A 14,140-nucleotide genomic window follows, 5' to 3' on the forward strand; every position below is an offset into this window, starting at 1 on the left:
TCAGCCCTCCGTGTCCTTCCGGGGTTCCGGCTGCGCCGACTTGCTCACACGGGTGGCCCTGCGGGGCCGTGCCGGGGCCTTGGCGACGGTCTTGGCCGGTGCCTTCGCGGTCTTCTTGACGGCAGCGCGCCCCGGCGCGGGTTCGTCGGCGGCCGACACCTCAGCGCCCGTCGGCGCAGGGCTGGTTGATGGCTGCTCAACCTTCGGCCCGGCCCCCGGAGGGACCGGCGCCCCAGGCGCCCCGAACGGCAGAACCCGTACGTCCGGCCGCTCCACGGGCTTGGCCGGCACCGGCTTCTCGCGTCCGTCGATGAGGACGAGGGTCGCCTGGTAGACCACCGACAGCGAGTAGGGCGTCTGGTAGAGCATCCCCCACAGCTTCGACGTCTCGTCGATGTCCATCACCGTCGGCGTGAACCGCACCCGCTGTGCCGCCTGAGCGAGGTCGCTGTCCGCCAGGTGCGGGAGTTGAGCGGTCTCCTCGATGACGTCCTTCGGCAGGATCGGGATATCGTGCAGGGTGCGCACCACGGAGCCGATGAGCCGCTGGCCGACCAGGGCGGTCTCGTCGCCGTACGCGGTGATGAGGTAGTGCAGGTCCAGCGCGGCGGCCGGCCGTTTCACCAGGGTGCCGTCCAAGGCCCGGGTCGGCAGGTCGTTGTTGCGCATCGACGTGTTGGGCGTGACCTGGTAGAGGAACACGTTGAGGGTGGGGTGGTCCGGCGGCTCCGTCGGCGGCTTGTGCGGCTCCACCTTCACGGCCTCGTCGAACTCCGGGCCCACGTTGGACGCGAGCAGCAGGGCGAGGGCCTGGGTGACATGGGCGATGGCGAGTGCGTTGCTCATGGCGTCGGTTCCTCGGTTCCTCGGTCTGTCATGTCACTCCCGCCCTCGCGCCAGATAGTCGGCCAGGCTCAGGGTCGCGCCCGGCCGCTCGGTCGCCGGCGTACGCTTCCGGGCGCCGCCGGACGGCGACGGTCCGGCCGTCACCTCCAGCCGCCCGATCTGCACCTGCACCACCTGCTCGGGCGTCCTCGACGGGCGCCGCGCGGCGGCCTGTCGTACGGCGTCCCGGGCTGCCGCCGTGTCCGCGGCGCTGGGGCGCAGCGTCGCGGACACGGCGGCGGGAGCGGCGTCCGTACCCGGGGGGATGGGTACGACCGCCGCGCTCTGGGATGAGCCCTGCTCGGGACGCGCACGGCCCGTCGCCCGCTGTACGGCGTCGGGCATCGGCCGGGGCTCGGCGGCGAGCGGCGCGACGGGGCGCAGCAGGGGTGTGTCGTGCAGGGGCCTCGGGGCGGGCCGCGGTGCCGGTTCGGACGGGGTGCGTTCGGTGCGTACGACCGTCCGTTCCCGTTCCGTGTGCGACCGGGCCGGGGGCATGGCCGGGCGTGGCACCTCCCCCTGCCGTACGGCCGACGGGGTACCGGCGGGCCACAGCAGGTCGGTGCCGTCGTCCGGGTCCGGTGCCGTGCTCCGTACCGCCTCGACCCGCTCGAACGGGCCGGGCAGCCGGGGGCGTACCCGCACCACGCCCGGGCGCGGTCCGGCGGCGGCCGGGGTGTGCCGGGCGATCAGCCGGTCGAGGAAGTCGGGCACCGGCGCCCCGTCGGCGTCAGACATCCGCACACAACTCCAGGTAGTAGCGGCGCCGCAGCGGGCTGAGCGCCAGGATCTCCGGCTCGCTCCAGCCGTACGACGTGGCGAGCAGATGGACGTCGAGCAGCAAGTCCCTCGCCCAGGCGTCCAGTTCGGTCCACAGGTAGGACGCGATGTCCAGCTCGGCCCGGGTGGCCTCGCCGCACTCGGGGCAGGCGATGGTGAGCGTGACGTCGGCCCCGGGGTCGGCGGCCTCGACCGCCTCGGCGATCCGGCGCTGGACCGGCACCGGCAGGTCACCGGCGCCCACCGTCGTCCCGTCGCGCACGGCCGAGACGAGGCACCGTGCGAGCAGGGCGGCCCGCGGGTCGCCCGCCCGGGCCGCTGCCGTCAGGTCGGCGACACCGGGCAGCCTGAACTCCACGTCCCAGCCGTCCTGTTGGACACGGACCACGGAGTCACCGGGCCCGCCGGGACCGCCCGAGCCGCCCAGCGACCGTGCGAACTCCCCGGCGTCCAGATCGAACTCCATGTCCGCCCCGCACGCCGAGCACGCCAGCCGCACCTGCATCCGCTCCCCGAACAGGGCGCGGCGCAGCGCGAACAGGTCTGCCTCGCGCTCCCCCACCGGCAGCACCGGCAGGCTCGCGGCGTCGACGTCCGGGCGCGCCGCGCGGTGCAGCAGCAGGGCGCGCCCGGTCGATGCCTCGGCGAGCCCCGCCTCCCAGGTGACCAGCAGCTCGGCCGCCCCGGTGATCGCCATCTCGTCCCCCCTCAACTACCCACTGGTCACGCTGGGTTGAGGAATGAGGGCTCCTCCGGCTCGGGCACCTCGTAGTCCCGCTCCCAGCCTTCGCACTCGAGCTTCAGCGACTGGATGGCCACCGCGTTGGCGTTGGCGTCGAGCTCGCCGAGGACCTGGTACTCGCTGGGCCAGGTCCGGTACAGCTTGTGCGAGACGGCGACCTGGCCGGCCTCGTTGAGGACCTGGATGACGATGTCCTTGCGGAAGTCGGCGAGGGACACCTCGGAACCGAGACCCGCGCCGACCTGCCAGACCTTGTTGGCCCAGCGGTCGAACTCGGGGTCGTGGGTGACGCCGCGCTCCAGGGTGATGCCCTCGAACTCGGAGCGGCCCGGCGACTTGCGCGGGGAGGAGGGGTCGCCGCCGTGGCGGTGCTTGACCACTTCCGTCGTCCGCTTCAGCGGACTGATCTTGCTGATGCCGGCGACCGTACGACCGTCCCACAGGACCAGGAACTTGAAGTTCTTGTACGGGTCGAAGCGATGCGCGTTGACCGTGAACTCAGCCATCGGATTCCTTCAGTTCTCCACGATTCCCCGCGCCTAGAGCGCGAACTGCCCGGACGTCTGCTGGATCTTGACGATCACGAACTCCGCCGGCCGCACCGGTGCGATGCCGACGAGGACGTTGACGATGCCGTTCTCGATGTCCTCGGCGGTCGTCGTGTCGCCGTCGCACTTGACGAAGTACGCCTCGCGCGGGGTGCCGCCCTTGAAGGCGCCCTGGCGGAAGAGGGTGTGCAGATACGAGGAGGCGGCGAGCCGGATCTGCTGCCACAGGTTCTCGTCGTTGGGCTCGAACACCACCCACTGCAACCCGCGCTGGAGGCTCTCCTCCACATGGAGGGCGAGCCGGCGCACCGGCACGTACTTCCACTCGCTGTCGAGCGCGTCGGAGCCCTCCAGCGTGCGCGCGCCCCAGACGACCGGGCCGGTCAGCGGGAACGTCCGCAGGACGTTGACGCCGAGCGGGTTGAGCAGACCGGTCTCACGGTCGGTGAGGTTGACGGTGAGCGAGTGCACGCCCGCGAGCCGCGCTTCGGTGCCGGCCGGGGCCTTCCACACGCCGCGCTCGGAGTCGGTGCGGGCGACGACGCCGGCGATCGCGCCGGACGGCGGGAAGGAGCGCAGCCGGCCGGTCAGCGGGTCGGTGAGCTGAAGGTGCGGAAAGTACAGGCCCGCGTGATTGCCGCGCACGGCGTCGAAGGCGGCGAGACCGGCGCGGGCGGAGTCGACGCTGACCCAGGTGCTGGGCGCGTCGACCAGCAGGAAGATCCGCCGTTCCTGGCACAGCCGCTGGGCGGCCGAGATGACGGTGAGGGCGTCCTCGGTCTTCTCGTACGCGGCGAGCTCGGGCAGTGCCAGCAGGTTGACGTCGGCGACGCCGCGCAGCGCCTGGATGCCGGTCTTGTCGCCCTCGGAGCCGATGAGGTCGCGCGGGCCGGGGGCCTCGCCGTCCTCGCCGCCCTCCAGCGGGAAGACCGGCGGGTTGACGGAGGCCTCCAGGCCGAGGTCGTTGGCGCACTCGCCGAGGAAGCGGACGACGTCCTCGGGGTCGGTGGAGCCGGCCACGACCTGGATACGGCGGCCGAACGCGGTGACCTCGGCGCCGGCGAAGGCGTGCTTGCCGGGCGCGTCGGGCAGGGCGCGCAGCTTGCGCTCCAGGAACAGCGCCAACTCGGCGACGGAGCACGGGGCTTCGCCGTCGCAGTCGGGGTCGTAGAGCGTGAACTCGCGCTCCACATCGCCGATCTTGACGGTCAGGTCGACGGCCAGGTTGGGCAGTTCGTCACCGAAGGGCTTGGAGACGGTGCCGGACGGGTCGGGGCGGCCCTCGCCGACGACCTCGACGCGGATGAGGCGCGAGCCCGCGTTGATCACGGTCTGCGCGTAGCGGCCGTTCGCGGGGTCCATGGACAGGCCCGTGAAGCTCTCGCGGGCGTCGCCCTTGGCGTCGTAGACCCGCAGGTTGAAGGTCTCGTCGGGACACGGGGTGTCGTGGTCGACGGCGACGCGCAGGCCGTTGCCCCAGAGGCCGGGTTCCTTGGCGTGCACGTCGAGGACCGGGCCCTCGCTGTGGCCCTCGGTGGACTTGAGGGTGACGCAGGCGGCCTTGCCGCTGCCGGCCTTGGCGACACGGACGATCACCGCGACGGTGCCGCCGTTGCCGAAGAACTGGTGGACCGCGTAGCCGACGGCGCTCTGGGCGCTCAGGCCCCCGAAGCGGCGCTCGAACTCCGCGAAGCTGGTGACGCGTACCGGCTCGTTCAGCGGACCACGCCGGGTGTGCCCCACGAAGGCGGTCACGGACGTGGTCAGGGTCGAGATCGTGCGGGTGCTGCTGGGGAGTTCTTCGACGTAGACGCCGGGATACGTCGGCTTTGCGGCGCTGACCGCGCTCATCGGCATTCCCCCTCCTTATCCCTGTCTCGGGTACCGGACAAAGGCACCAAGAGATGGCAGAGGGAGGCATTCCCGACCCGGGGCACGAAAACGCCACCCGCAAGGGCGACAGCGTCACGTGCACCGCACCAGTTTCCCCCGTCATCACCGTGGGTGTTCGAACCGCACGGCTCAAGCAACGCGCTTGTGACTCCTGATGCTCAAGTGCTCAACCCACCTTGGTGTGTTCGGAGTTGACCGAACAAGGCGCCTTCAGGCCACCCCAGGAGGGGGTTCGGTGAAGGCCCCCTCTCGGCATCCGCACATCCCGCCTGCGCGCCCCGGGCAGCAGGTTCACGGATTCTGCACAGAGGCGTCGCCGAGGAGCACCGAAGGAGCCCCGACCCGCGACCGAACGGTCACACCCGCGCCGTTCGACTGGTCGCACGGCCGTACGGCCTCCTCGAATCGCACACAACGTGCCGTGGCCGGTTTTCCGGGGGTGACGAGAATCAGCCGCACCGCCACCCACTCCTTGCGGGGCCACGAACTGCGGCTCCCGCACTGGTGACCCGGGACAGGGCGGTCGGAGCCCCTTAGGGTGGCCCCGACCGCACGACCGGAGGGGGTGAGCGCGTGGGCGACGACGGTTCGGCGAGCGTGTTGGTCACCGGGGGCAGCGGGTTCGTCGGCAGTCATCTGGTCAAACGGCTGCTGGAGCGCGGCTACCCGGTCCATGCCACGGTGCGCCGCACGGCCGACACGGCGAAGGTGCGGCCCCTGCGGGAGATGCAGGAGGCCCATCCGGGCCGACTCCGGCTGTTCCAGGCGGACTTGCTGACCGAGGGCTCCTTCGACGCGGCCATGGCCGGCTGCCGCGTGGTGTTCCATGTGGCCTCGCCGTTCCGTATGCCGGAGAAGATCGAGGACGGCCGCCGGGACATGGTCGATCCGGCCCTGCTGGGCACGCGCAACGTACTGGCGGCCGTCGAGCGCACGCCCACCGTCGAGCGGCTGGTCCTCACGTCCACGGTGGGCGCGATCTTCGGTGACTACACCGACGTACTGGCCATGGACGACGCGGTGCTGTCGGAGCGGTACTTCAACACCACCAGCACCGTGGAGAACAACCCGTACCACTACGCGAAGACGGTCGCGGAACGCGCGGCATGGGACGCGGAGGCCGCTCAGGACCGTTGGCGCATGGTCTCGGTCAACCCCGGCCTGATCCTCGGACCCTCCCTGACGCCCGCCTCGGAGTCCGGGAGCCTCTTCCTGCTGGACGAGTTGTTCAAGGGCTGCTTCTTCTACGGCGCACCGGACTTCAGCTTCACCACGGTGGACGTGCGCGAGGTGGCCGACGCGCACATCGCGGCGGCGGAGAACCCGGACGCGAAGGGCCGCTACATCCTCGCCGCCCCGACCATGACGTCCTTCCACGAGATGTCCCGCGCGATCCGGACCCGATACCCCCGTGACCTCCGTCTCCCGCGCACCGCGCTTGCGCACTGGCCGGTCCGTGTCCTCGGCCCCGCGTTCGGGCTGACCCAGGACTACATCCGCAAACACCTCGGCATCCGCTTCCGGGTGGACAACAGCCGCAGCGTGAGCGAACTCGGCCTCACCTACCGCCCGATCGAGCAGACACTGCTGGACCACTACGAAGCGTGGCGAAGCCGCCGCGCCGCGCAGTGAATTCGGGCGCCCCACCGCTCCGAGCGTCGAAGGTCACAAAAACGTATCGGGCATTTCACATGTCAATCTTCACGGGGGGCTCACAAGTTCGTTAGGTTACGCATCGGACCGCACGACGACCTCCGGCGAACCCCGCCGGGACGCGCGGCCTCCGCCGAGTCCGGTGTGCCCGCGAGGTCCACTGGAGCCGGGGACCCAACCGATCTTGGGGTGAATCGGCCCAACTGCCCTCAGGGGCAAGGGCCGTAGGGCACACCTTCCGGACCGACCGCCCGAACCCTCCCCCAGAGCCTGAACGGCCTGGGGGTACCCCCATCGCCAACCCGGTAGGCGGAGCACGGAAGGAGTACGTTGCCCATGGCGCCGGAACGCAGCGCGCGTCCGGGGGCTCTGAGCCTCCCCGGCATGCGCAACTCCGCACTCGCGTCGGCAGCCCTCACCTCTGTGGCCCTGCTCGCCCAGACGGCCAACGCCGCCCCTTCGGCCGGGGACGAGTCACCGAGCCGCGAGGAGGTCAGCCGACGCGTCAGCTCCCTCTACGACCAGGCCGAGTCCGACACGGGGACCTTCAACGCCACCCGCGCTGCGGCGACCGGCCCGCGCCAGCGCGCCGACCGGCCGACGGACGCCGGACGCAGGCCCGCCACCGCCCGGAACGACGACAGCGGGCGCGGTGGCCCCGCGCTGGACAGCGTCGCCCGGCAGTGGTTCGACGTGGCCCGCTCGAAGCTGGGTCCGACCGTTCCGGCCGCGCTGCCCACCGACAGGATGCCGACCCGCTCCACGGGAGCACGGGCCCCTCGCCTCCCGGCCGACGGCCTCACCGACCGCGGCCGGGAGGCGACCGGCCGCGGCGCCCTGGAGCTTCCCGCCGCGCCTGTCGCCGAGTTGACGTCCGGACCGACGGCCGCGACGGCCGCGGTGGCCGAACTGACGGCCGGGCCCGCCGCCGCGCCGCCGGCCGCTCCCGAGCCACCGCTGGAGACCGCCGGTGCCCTCCAGGGCACCCGGCCCGACCAGACCGCCCTCGCGGTGCCCGCCCCGTCCGCCGAGCCCTCGGCCGAGCTCCAACAGCGCGCCTCGCTGCGGACGTCCAAGGAGCGCAACCAGCGCAAGCTCTCCCAGGCCCGCGAGTTGCTGTCCCTGCACACCGCGCGGCCGAGCGCGTCACTCACGACCGTCGGGGCCCTGCCCGCCGCCGACACCTGGGGCACCACGTCGACCCAGGCCCAGCCCTCGGCCGACACACAGTGGGACGCCCTGCGAAACCAGGGACCGGCCGACCTCACCACCGTCCCGCCCGGTACGACGGCGTGGCCCCCCACACCGACTCCGACCGCCGACCCGCCGGCCACCACCGCAACGAGCCAAGCCCTCGTCACGGCACAGACCTACGGCACGGACCCGGCCCTCGACACCAGCCAGGCCTACGCGACCGGGCAGACCTACGGCACCGGACAGTTCTACGACACCGGCCAGACCTACGGCGCGAACCAGGCCTACGACACGGGTGAACTCCTCGCCGCGGGCACCGCCCTCACGGCGACCGCCCCGCAGGACACCCGAGCCGTGCGGGCCCTGGACTTCGCCCGCGCCCAGCTCGGCAAGCCCTGCGTCTGGGGTACGTCGGGTCCGGACGCGTACGACGGCCCCGGCCTCACCCAGGCCGCCTGGAAGGCCGCCGGTATCTCCCTGCCGCGCACCGCACCGGAGCAGGCGACCGCCGGCCAGGGGATCGCACTCACCTACCTCGAACCCGGCGACCTGGTCCTCTTCCACGTCGGCCACGTCGGGATCTACTCCGGGAACGGCATGATGATCCACGCCCCGGGCCCTGGGGCGGCCATCCGCGAGGAGTCGATCCACTACGCCGGTGAGTCGGCGATCCACAGCGCGATACGGCCCGCCTGACTCGAGGTAGGACCGCCTCCACCACCACCCTGCCTCCCGTCCGGCGGGGTGGTTCCCCCGCGGCGCGGTGCTTCCGGGTCAACCGCCGCCCGATGCTGATGGCCCGTCAGATGGGCGCCACCGCAGCCCTGTTGCTGATCGGTGTGTACTCCCTGGTGCTGCCGGCCGGCGACGGCCGTGGCTACGGGGTGCTCGCCATGACCGTCACTTTCGCGGCCGTGGTGCTGTTGCTGACCAACTTCGTGATCGGCCTGGCCTTCCCGTCGCCGGCCTTCCCGTCGCTGGTCTCCGGCATCGGGATCTCCAACACCATCTCTCGAGACCCTCGAAGCCGAACTCCGGGCGCGCTACTCCTGGTTAGGGCTGAGCACCATGACTGTACGTGTGGGCGTCATCGGCGCCGGCTTGATCGGCAAGGAGCACATCCGGCGCCTGACCGACACCGTCACCGGCGCCCGTGTCACCGCGGTCACCGACGCCGTCCTGGTGACGTCCTGGGGCCCGGCCCACGCCGAGCACGTGCTGAACGCGATCGCTGCCGGAAAGCCGGTGTTCTGCGAGAAGCCGCCGGCCACCACCGCCGGGGACTGCCTCAGGATCGTCGAGGCCGAGACCGCCCGCGGCCGCCGGCTGGTCCAGGTCGGCTTCATGCGACGCTACGACACCGGCTACCAGCAGATGAAGCAGGTCATCGACTCGGGCCGGATCGGCGAGCCGCTGGTCGTGCACTGCGCCCACCGCAACCCGTGGACGTGCTGCGCCGGCTGCTGGACGACGAGATCGTCTCCACCCAGGTGATCACCCCGCGCGCCACGAGCAAGCGGTTCGCGCACCTGAAGGACCCGCAGATCATGCTTTCGAGACCGCCAAGGGCGTCCGTATCGACCTGGAGGTCTTCGTCAACTGCCAGTACGGCTACGACATCAAGTGCGCGGCGGTGGATGAGGACGGTCTCGTCCGGCTCCCCGACCCGGCCGCCGTCGGCGTGCGCACCGCCGCCCGGCACAGCACCGAGGCGCTCACCGACATCACCGCCGCGACCGTCGAGGCCCTTCAGTCGGGCCGCGTCGTCGCCACCGATCTCAAACCCCGCCCGCCCGGCCTTCTACGGAGGTGCCGCGTGAAAATCGCTCTCGAACCCGTACATGCTCCGCACCCTCCCCATCGGGGAGATGGTGCGCACGCTGCGCGAGATGGACTTCGACGGCGTGGCCACGGCATGCGTCTTCGCCTGGGAGGAGCGGGCCAAGGAGTCCTCGGCGTTCATGCTGGACCGCATCCGCAAGGAGCTCGCCGCGTAGTCCGTACGGCGATCCAGGCGTCACCCGCGCCGGTCCGGGGTGCGGCGGTCCGCCCTGCACTGGGCCAGCCACAGGGCGACCGCTGCCGCGATCGGCTGCCCGGTCTCCAGCTCGACGAAGCCGAACTGGCCGCCCTGGTTGCACTCCAGGAACCACCAGATGCCGTCCCCGTCCTCGGCGAAGTCGAAGGCCGCGTACGCCAGTCCGGCCAGAGCGACGTACTCGTGCACCGCCTTGCCGATGCGCTCGGGGACCGGCACCGGCTCCCAGGTGTGCCCCGTGTCGCCGTAGCGCCCGTCGACCTGGTCGGGTTCGGCGGTCTTCCGCGCCGCGAACAGCCTGGACCCGACGCAGGTCAGACGGATGTCGGCCCGCTTGGGGACGTACTTCTGGAGCAGCGCGGGTCCGGCGGCGACGGCGCTGAAGTCGGCGTCCGGGCCGATGAGGGTGGTCGGCAGGGTCAGCGCGGGGTCGCCGGGCGGTGGCCCCGAGGCCGACTTCACGACGACGTCCCGGTACTCCTCGGCGAACTCCCGCGCCAGCCGGGGTGCTGTGGTGAACACCGTCGGGGGCACGGCGAAGCCGCTGAGGTGGGCGACCCTCAACTGCCAGGGTTTCAGCCGGGCCTGGTCGGCGTTGCGCGGATGGTTCATCCACCGTGCGGCGGCGGAGTGGAGCATCCCGTACAGCGCCTGCCGGGTCTCAGCGGTCAGCCACGGTGAGGGGTCGGCCGCGTGGGCGGCCGGTTCGCCGGGTCTGCGCACCCAGATGGAGCGCAGCCCGCCCATGCTGAGCACATGCCCGTTGACCGACAGGTGCCCGTCGAAGTCGCCGTGGGCGTAGTCGGCGGACAGTACGGCCTTGCCCGGCAGATCGGCCGGGTCCAGTCGCATCACGGGCGTCCCCGTCCCGTGCAGCCCGGCCACCACCAGGTCGGCGGTCACGTCCTCCTCGGACGTCAGGATCAGTACGGTCATTCGCGCACGGGTCGTCAGTCGTCGAAGTGGGTCGCGGATCCGGCGGTCGACGTCGTCGTACCGACCGCGAGCAGCAGGTCCGGGTCACTGACGGCCGGGCGGCCGTCGGGCAGCACGTTCAACTGGCGGGCCGGGTCGAAGTGATACGGCGTCACGGCGTGGGAAAGCCCTCTGGGAGAGGCGTAGTTGAGGGTGAACGGTCGCACGATGAACCTCCGATTTCATGCGTGTGAATTACCGTCACTTACGCACTACTTGCGTAAGGAATTCATCACTTTCCGCCACATCAACGTGAAGGTCGTCACACCCTTCACCGGATTCCCCGACTACGCACAGGAGTCCTTGACGCTGAACCGTTTCATTGCTTCTCAGGCCGTGGGTAGTCCTCCGCCCTGGAGTCGTTCCAGGTCGGAGGGGCGGACCTGGATGACGAGGAGGGCGATCACCGCGGCGATGGCGGTGAAGATCGCGGCCATGATGAAGGCGGCGGAGACTCCCGCGGTGAGGATCTCGTCGGCGTAGGGCGGCGGGAGCTGCCCGGTGCGTTCGAAGCGGAGCCGCTCCAGGGGGGTCGCCTGGGACAGGAAGGCGGGGATCTGCCGGTCGGCCTCGTTGTTGCTCGCCGTACCGAACATCGTGACCAGGATGGAAAGACCGAGGGAGCCGCCGACCTGCTGGGTGGCGTTGAGGAGCCCGGAGGCGGCGCCCGTCTCCTGGGTGGCCACGTTGGACAGCGCCATCAGGGTCAGGGACACGAACTCCATGCCCATGCCGAGACTGAAGATGAGTATCGGGCCGAGAATGCTGCCGAGGTAGGTGGAGTGGACGTCGGTGAGGGTCAGCCAGGCGAGGCCCGCGGCGGCCAGGACGGCACCCACCACCATGAACGGTTTGGGCCCGTACTTGGGCAGGAACTGGGACGCCAGCCCCGCGCCGATCGCGATGACGGCGCTCACCGGGAGGAAGGCCAGACCGGCTTCGAGCGGGCTGAAGTCCAGCACGTTCTGTACGAAGAGCGTCAGGAAGAAGAACATGCCGAAGATCGCGGCGGCGAGGCTCAGCATCATGCCGTACGTGCCCGCCCGGTTGCGGTCGGCGAACATGTGCAGGGGCGTGATCGGCTGCCGGGAGCGCGCCTCGACCAGGACGAACAGCAGCAGGAACACTACGGCGGCCCCGAACGCGCCCAGGGTGAGCGCGTCCCGCCAGCCGTCCTGCGCGGCCCGGATGAACCCGTACACCAGCAGCACCATGCCGATGGTGGAGGTCATCGCGCCCAGCACGTCGAAGTGCCCGGCGTGCCGCTCGGACTCCCGGATCCAGCGCGGTGTGGCGAGGACGATGAGCAGTCCGATGGGCACGTTGACAAACAGCACCCACCGCCAGTTGAGCCATTCGACGAGCATGCCGCCGGCCAGCAACCCGATCGCGCCGCCGCCGGCCGAGACCGCGGCGAAGACGCCGAACGCCCTGTTGCGTTCGGGTCCTTCGGGGAAGGTCGTGCTGATCAGGGCGAGGGAGGTCGGGGAGGCGATGGCGCCGCCGACGCCTTGCAGGGCACGGGCGGCGAGGAGTTGCCACTCGTTCTGGGAGAGTCCGCCGAGCAGAGAGGCGAGGACGAAGAGCAGCACGCCGAAGATGAACACGCGCCGTCTGCCGAGGATGTCGCCCATTCTGCCGCCGAGCAGCAGCAGTCCGCCGAAGGTGAGCGTGTAGGCGTTGACGACCCAGGACAGGCTGGTCGTTGAGAAGTCGAGCGAGCGCTGGATGTCCGGCAGGGCGATGTTCACGATGGTGATGTCGAGCACCACCATCAGCTGACAGGAAGCGATGACGAGCAGCGCCATACCGCTGCCACGGCTCTCGCTCCGCTCCGTCTTCTGCGGGGTGGTCCGTGCTTCGGGCGTCGGCTCGGGGTTGCTCATGGCACTGTGCCGTGGGCGGGGGTCGGATGGCTGGTTCCCGCCACCATTCGACCGTACGCCGGTGCCGTACGGCCCTCCAGTCGATCACCGGACCGCGCCGGACCGGTGTGTGAGGCGCAGGTCAGCGAGGACCGCGGATCAGTCCCGTCAGATAGCGCCAGAGCGACGAGCGCTGCCGGGCGGAGCGGTCCGGCAGCACCGGATCGGTGCTGTCCTGCGCCGGATCGAGGGTCGGCCGTGGCGCCACCGCCCGCTCGGGCATCGCGGCGAGTTCGTACCGCACGGGCAGCGAGCGCAGGCCGCGCATGAACGGCGAGGAGCGCCAGGGCAGTTGGTCGGCGGGGAGGGCGAGGTCCAGGTGGCTGAACCGCTCGAACAGCCGGCCCACGCCGACCGCCGCGACCGTCGAGGCCAGCTCGCGTGCCGGGCACTGGCGGCGGCCCGCGCCCCAGGACAGATGCGCACGGGTGCTGATCGTGCTGCTCGGCGCCATATGGCCGGCGAAGAGCGGGTCGGCGTGTGCTGCGGCGGAGGAGACCCACACCGGGTCGCCCGCCCGGATCGTGTAGTTGCCGAGCGGGGTGTCCTCGGCGGCGAATCGCGGGACAAAGTTCACCAGCGGCGGCTTGCGCATGACCACCCGGTTCATGGTCTCCCTGATCATCCCGGCGGACAGGCTGGCGCGCACAGCGCCGTCGCCGTCACCGGAGATGACCTCGACCACGGTGTTGGACATGAGGATCCCGACGTGGTCGGAGGTCATGCCGAGCAGCATGAACAGCTCACGGGCGAGTTCGTCGAGCGAGAGGCCGGGGTGCGCTGCCAGCAGGTAGGAGGGGAAGTCGTCGCCCGGCTCCTCGAGCTTCACGGCCGCGAGTTCCGCGAGTGTGGCGAGCAGGCGTTCCAGGGCGGGCTCCGCGTCCGGACCGGCGTCCAGCACGCGCCACATGTCCATCAGGGCTTCGTCGCCCTGGGAGCCGGGGAAGCCGAGCAGATGACTGGCCACCATCAGCGGCAGCGGCCGGGAGAACTGCGCGGACAGGTCGGCCACGCCGGTGCCGCCGCCCTGTCCGACCAGGGTGATCAGATCGTCGGCGTAGGCGGTGACGGCCGCCTTCAGGCGCTTGGCCTGCGGGTGGCCGGGGTCCTGGAAGGGCTTGAGTGCCGCGTCCCACGCCGTGCGCAGCGAGCCGTGTCCGGGGCCGCCCTGGATCAGCACATGGTTGACCTCCAGGGACGGCCCGAGCGGCCAGTCCGCGGGCACCTCCCCCTCGGTGCGGGCCCGCCAGTTCTCCAGCCCCTTCGGCCAGGCGGCCTCGTCCTGGAGCACCTGGAACGCCTCGCGGTAGCCGAGGACCAGCCAGGCGGGCACTCCGAGCAGGTCGACCGGGGCGACGGGCCCGTGCTGCTGTCGCAGCCGCTCGTAGACGAGCGAGGGGCGGGTCTCGTAGTCGCGGGTCAGCAGCGGTTGGGCAGTCAGCTCTTCCAAGCGCGTGCAGTCGACGTTCCCGGATCCGCTCTCGCCCACCTGGGATTCCACCGTCCC

At 71.2% G+C, this 14,140-nt stretch carries 11 protein-coding genes and 3 pseudogenes; 5 read left to right on the forward strand and 9 right to left on the reverse strand.

Going from position 1 to position 14,140, the window contains the following annotated elements; all coding sequences use genetic code 11:
• From KUM44_RS34040 to KUM44_RS34060, 5 genes are read right to left on the reverse strand one after another with little or no spacing between them, the layout of a single operon-like run.
• Positions 1-846: a DUF4255 domain-containing protein gene (locus KUM44_RS34040; protein WP_217213614.1), complete on the reverse strand. Its 846-nt coding sequence runs from the start codon at positions 844-846 to the stop codon at positions 1-3.
• Between the two features lie 33 nt (positions 847-879).
• Positions 880-1,623 carry a hypothetical protein gene (locus tag KUM44_RS34045; RefSeq protein ID WP_217213615.1) on the reverse strand — a complete coding sequence of 248 codons (744 nt, stop codon included), beginning with the start codon at positions 1,621-1,623 and terminating at the stop codon, positions 880-882.
• Entirely contained in the window at positions 1,616-2,362 is a 747-nt protein-coding gene (locus tag KUM44_RS34050; RefSeq protein WP_217213616.1) for a hypothetical protein, read from the reverse strand. The genes KUM44_RS34045 and KUM44_RS34050 overlap by 8 nt, the downstream gene beginning before the upstream one ends.
• A 26-nt stretch (positions 2,363-2,388) precedes the next feature.
• Entirely contained in the window at positions 2,389-2,913 is a 525-nt protein-coding gene (locus tag KUM44_RS34055) for a phage tail protein (protein ID WP_004003113.1), read from the reverse strand.
• A gap of 33 nt (positions 2,914-2,946) precedes the next feature.
• Positions 2,947-4,812, reverse strand: coding sequence for a phage tail sheath subtilisin-like domain-containing protein (locus KUM44_RS34060; protein ID WP_217213617.1), 1,866 nt, complete (start codon positions 4,810-4,812; stop codon positions 2,947-2,949).
• Positions 4,813-5,421: 609 nt separating this feature from the next.
• Between KUM44_RS34060 and KUM44_RS34065 the strand changes: the two genes are divergently transcribed.
• From KUM44_RS34065 to KUM44_RS34080, 5 genes and pseudogenes are all read left to right on the forward strand, one after another.
• Positions 5,422-6,480 carry an NAD-dependent epimerase/dehydratase family protein gene (locus tag KUM44_RS34065; RefSeq protein ID WP_217213618.1) on the forward strand — a complete coding sequence of 353 codons (1,059 nt, stop codon included), beginning with the start codon at positions 5,422-5,424 and terminating at the stop codon, positions 6,478-6,480.
• A gap of 357 nt (positions 6,481-6,837) precedes the next feature.
• Positions 6,838-8,391, forward strand: coding sequence for a C40 family peptidase (locus KUM44_RS34070; protein WP_254390494.1), 1,554 nt, complete (start codon positions 6,838-6,840; stop codon positions 8,389-8,391).
• A 74-nt stretch (positions 8,392-8,465) separates the two neighbouring features.
• Positions 8,466-8,745, forward strand: a pseudogene (locus tag KUM44_RS46100) (MFS transporter); the annotation flags it as partial.
• Positions 8,746-8,763: 18 nt separating this feature from the next.
• Positions 8,764-9,487 (forward strand): annotated as a pseudogene (locus KUM44_RS34075) (Gfo/Idh/MocA family protein); the annotation flags it as partial.
• Positions 9,488-9,572: 85 nt separating this feature from the next.
• Positions 9,573-9,692: pseudogene (locus tag KUM44_RS34080) on the forward strand (sugar phosphate isomerase/epimerase); the annotation flags it as partial.
• Positions 9,693-9,712: 20 nt separating this feature from the next.
• On the opposite strand, the gene tgmB reads toward KUM44_RS34080, so the two are convergent.
• From tgmB to KUM44_RS34100, 4 genes are all read right to left on the reverse strand, one after another.
• Positions 9,713-10,669 (reverse strand): ATP-grasp ribosomal peptide maturase, encoded by a 957-nt coding sequence (gene tgmB, locus KUM44_RS34085; protein ID WP_217213619.1) that lies wholly within the window; start codon positions 10,667-10,669, stop codon positions 9,713-9,715.
• A gap of 14 nt (positions 10,670-10,683) precedes the next feature.
• Complete coding sequence (gene tgmA, locus KUM44_RS34090) at positions 10,684-10,875, reverse strand: putative ATP-grasp-modified RiPP (RefSeq protein ID WP_217213620.1); 192 nt, start codon at positions 10,873-10,875, stop codon at positions 10,684-10,686.
• A 162-nt stretch (positions 10,876-11,037) separates the two neighbouring features.
• A complete protein-coding gene (locus KUM44_RS34095) occupies positions 11,038-12,516 on the reverse strand; it encodes an MFS transporter (protein WP_217213661.1) in 1,479 nt (492 codons plus the stop codon).
• 199 nt (positions 12,517-12,715) lie between these two features.
• Positions 12,716-14,134, reverse strand: a complete 1,419-nt coding sequence (locus tag KUM44_RS34100) for a cytochrome P450 (RefSeq protein ID WP_217213662.1) — start codon at positions 14,132-14,134, stop codon at positions 12,716-12,718.
• Positions 14,135-14,140 lie beyond the last annotated feature (6 nt).

The sequence above is a fragment of the Streptomyces sp. AC550_RSS872 genome (assembly GCF_019049285.1).
Taxonomy (GTDB): Bacteria; Actinomycetota; Actinomycetes; order Streptomycetales; family Streptomycetaceae; genus Streptomyces.